The 1,018-nt window shown below is 57.0% G+C and carries 2 protein-coding genes and 1 pseudogene; all 3 read right to left on the minus strand.

Features of this window, described 5'->3' with window-relative positions; translation table 11 throughout:
* Positions 1 to 114: pseudogene (locus AC097L_RS26485) on the minus strand (protocatechuate 3,4-dioxygenase); the annotation flags it as partial.
* A 15-nt stretch (positions 115 to 129) separates the two neighbouring features.
* Positions 130 to 516 carry a nuclear transport factor 2 family protein gene (locus tag AC097L_RS26490; RefSeq protein WP_479589663.1) on the minus strand — a complete coding sequence of 129 codons (387 nt, stop codon included), beginning with the start codon at positions 514 to 516 and terminating at the stop codon, positions 130 to 132.
* A 43-nt stretch (positions 517 to 559) separates the two neighbouring features.
* On the minus strand, positions 560 to 1,018 hold a 459-nt coding region (locus tag AC097L_RS26495; protein WP_479589664.1), incomplete at its 5' end, for an alpha/beta fold hydrolase.

Below are 1,018 nucleotides of genomic sequence, written 5' to 3' on the forward strand. Positions count from 1 at the left end.
CTCGTAACCCTCGAACAAAGGAGCCCACGCTGGCTCATGCTGTCGCCCCTTGTCGTAAACAATGCCGATCGATGGCACGTGCGAGGTGCCTATACCGCCGATGATCTTGGCCAAACGATTGTCTCCCGATTAGTTCGATGTATGCAAAATGAACCTGGCTTCACGACTGGCGATCCGCCAGCAGTCAGCAAGTTTATGAAATCGGTCGATGAACTCGCCTACGGCAGCTGGTTGCCGGCACGGCCGTCCTTGCGGGCCAGCGTCGTCGGTTGTCGAGCCAGACCAAACCTGGACGTAACTGACAGAGCTTGCTTCGGTCTCGGAATGGACATCGACGCGGATGTTGCTTACAAGATGCAGTGTGATTCGCTCCGGCGAGCGCAATGCATAGGCGTCGTAGATGGCAATGCGGCCACAAAGCACCGTTCCACCCGGCCTGACAAGCATGCCATGATCAGTGAACAGGCCAGACAGCTTCTGTGCTTGGTTGGCGTCAGCGAAGGCTGCCGCGTCCATAACAAGTCGCTCTCAGGCGCGTTCAATGGAATGACGCTGAAGTTCATCCATGATCGCGGTCCTCACCCTGTAGCCATTGGTACAAGGCCATTGAGGTTGCCTCCGGTTGCTCCATCGTTGTCATGTGGCCCGAGTCCTCGATAACAACTAGGCGCGACTGGGGCAGCGATGCCTGCATCTCCTGGTGCCTTTGCAAAGGACTCCATGCATCCTGCCGACCGCACAGCAACACGGTTGGACAGGTAACTCCGCCCAGGATCGATCTGGCATTCGGACGATTGAGCAGCGCGTTGATCTGAGCCTCAAAGATGTCCGTACTGCTTCGCTCGATCATCTCCAGGATTTCCCCGAAAACCTGCGTTTTCAACCGTGACGGATGCACCATGCCTTGGGCCCATTGCTGACCCATGGTCCGCATCCCATTTTCTCTGGCTTCTTGCAGAAGCCGAAACCGCTTGGAGCGCTCCTGTTCGCCCTCCTCACCCAAGGCAGTTGGATCGAT

The sequence above is a fragment of the Rhodoferax sp. RT5P35 genome (assembly GCF_056521385.1).

What these genes read in the sequence shown, in the direction of transcription:
- AC097L_RS26490 (WP_479589663.1), bottom strand. Translation starts at nt 516, where the DNA reads ATGGACGCGGCAGCCTTCGCTGACGCCAACCAAGCACAGAAGCTGTCT.